General features: G+C 64.8%; 1 protein-coding gene and 1 tRNA gene. Both read right to left on the bottom strand.

Going from position 1 to position 2,642, the window contains the following annotated elements; all coding sequences use genetic code 11:
• Positions 1 to 2,330 (bottom strand): MMPL family transporter (locus tag Q1V78_RS05890; RefSeq protein WP_300612634.1); only part of this gene is annotated, 2,330 nt, incomplete at its 3' end.
• A gap of 137 nt (positions 2,331 to 2,467) precedes the next feature.
• A tRNA-Ser gene (locus Q1V78_RS05895) sits at positions 2,468 to 2,552 on the bottom strand.
• Positions 2,553 to 2,642 lie beyond the last annotated feature (90 nt).

Raw genomic sequence — 2,642 nt, forward strand, 5'->3', positions numbered from 1 at the left:
GGCAGCACCTTGTCCAGCCACTTCGGCATCCACCACGTCCCCTTACCGAAGAGGAACATCAGCGCCGGGACGAACGTCATACGGATGAAGAAGGCATCGAAGAGCACGCCCGCGCCGAGCGCGAAGCCGAAGATCTGAATGAACGGCAACGGCTGGAACACGAAGGACGCGAACACGCCGATCATGATCAGCGCCGCCGCCGTTACCACCTGGGCGCCCAGCGAGAAGCCACCGATCACGGAATCCTCCACCGCGGTGTAGCGAGAACCGCGCACCGCGGCCTGCGAATCATGCAGGAAACGCTCGCGCATGCGGGAAACGATGAACACCTGATAGTCCATGGCCAGGCCGAAGGTCACGCCGATGAGGAAGATCGGCACGAAGCTGATCAGCGGGCCCGGCGAGTGCCACAGATCCCACAGGCCCTCCTGCCAGAACAGCACCGTCACGCCGAAGGCAGCGCCCACGGAGAGCAGGAACCCGAGTGCCGCGATGAGTGTGACCACGATGGAGCGGAAGACCATCAGCAGCAGAATCAGCGCCAGGCCCACCACAAGCCCCAGGTAGATCGGCATCGCGTCGGCCAGCTTGTCGGTGACGTCCTGCTGGATCGCGGTCAGGCCCGTAATGCCGATCGTCGCGCCGGTCGCGGCCTCGATCTCCGCCTGCTGCGCCCGCAGCGTGTGGATCAGCTGCACGGTCCGCTCGTCCGTCGGGCCTTCCTTCGGGGTGACCAACAGCTGCGCGGCGGTTTCGTCCTCACTCATGCCGACGATCTGCGCGTTGACCACATCCGAGTTCTGTCGCATCTGGTCGGCGGCGTACATGAACGTCGCCTGCGCCGGGCTCGGTTGATTTTCGGACCTCGGTTCCGCGCCACCACGATAAGGCTTCAGCGCCTCCGCATCCCCGCGAGCCTCGGAGCCATCCACCACGACGAGCATCGGAGCGTTCTTGCCGCCGCCGAAGCCCTCCTCGAGCAGCTCGGCAGACTTACGCTGCGTAGAGGTGACGTTCGCCGTCTTATCCGAGGGCAGCGCCAGCTCGAGGTTCAACACCGGGATCGAGAGCCCAGCCAGCACCACCATCACCAGGGCGAGCATGAGGCCGGGCACGCGGTGCACGAGCTTCACCCAGCGCACGCTGAAGGTGTTCTTCTGCTTCTCCGGCGGCACGGCACGGGCCTCGGTGTCGTGCGGGCCGGCTGCCTCCTTCTTGAACACCCGGTCCCCGAGCACGCCCAGCAGCGCGGGCAACAGGGTGAGTGCCACGAGCACGGCGATGAAGACATTCGCCGCGGCCGCGTAGCCCATATAGGTCAGGAAGGTGATGTTCGCCAGACGCAGCGAAACCAGCGCGATGATCACCGTCAGGCCGGCGAAGACCACCGCCGAGCCCGCAGTACCGGTCGCCAGGCCAATCGCATCCAGTCGGCTGCGCCCGTGCCGCAGCTCGTCGCGGTAGCGGGCCATGATGAACAGCGCATAGTCGATACCGACCGCCAGGCCCAGCATGAGGCCCAGCGTGGGCGTCATAGAATTCAACGGCACGAAGAAGGTCGCGCCAACCGTCAACAGCGTGCCGATGCCAATGCCAACCACCGCGGTGAGCAGCGGCAACCCGGCGGCGAGCAGGCTGGCGAAGGTCACCCACAGGATGATCATCGCCACCGCCAGACCGGCGATCTCACTGATCGGTTCGACGGCGACGGGGTCCGCGAAGCCCAGGCCACCGGCTTCGACGGTGAGCCCTGCGTCGCGGGAGATGTTCATCGCGTCGGTGACGGCCTGCCGGTCCTCGTCGGTGACGTCCGCGGGGACGGGGACGTCGAAGCTGAAGCTCAGCACGCCGGTGCGGCCGTCGTCGGAAACAGAACGCAGGGTGTGCGCGTCCAGCAGCGCGGTCTCGCGCGGCAGCCCCATCTCCATTTCCTGTTTGACGAGCTCTTTTTGCAGCCCGTCGTTCATCGTGACGGGGTTGTGCAGCTGGAGGGTGTCGCCGAGGTTCTGGACGTCCTTCTTGATTGCTTCGACGGTGCGGTCCATCGCCACCATGTACTCGGGGTCCTTCAGCTGCTTGCCCTCCGGGGCCTGGAAGACGACGTTGACGATCGACTCCTCGCCAGGATCTCCCATCTCGGGGAACTTCTCCTGGAGCAGCTCGGTGGCGTGCGTGGAGGGCATGTCGTCGATTTCGAAGACGTCGTTGAAGCCCTTCTGGCCCGTGAGAGCGGCCGCGCCGATGCCGACGAGGGCGACCAACCAGATGCCGATGGCGAGCCATTTGCGCGTAAACGACCAGCGTCCGAGGTGAAACAGGAACTTCGCCACGAGCTAAGGCAGCCTTCCATGCCGGGAAAAGGGGTATCACTTCCAGCCTAGTGGCTGATGGCTAGGTGCCCTAAGCGTGAGCTGACAGCTGGGAGGAAAAGAAAAATCCCCGCCCGGGAAGGACGGGGATCGTGTTGCGGTGGTGGAGGGATTTGAACCCTCGGAGGTTTTACCCTCACTCGCTTTCGAGGCGAGTACCTTCGGCCGCTCGGACACACCACCAGGATCACGGCATGGTGGCCATGAAAACCTTCGATAAGAGTAGCAAAACCGCACCCGCGCCCCAAAAGCCACGCCACCGCTTCGGCAGCG

The sequence above is a fragment of the Corynebacterium sp. genome, from assembly GCF_030152825.1.
Classification (GTDB): domain Bacteria; phylum Actinomycetota; class Actinomycetes; order Mycobacteriales; family Mycobacteriaceae; genus Corynebacterium.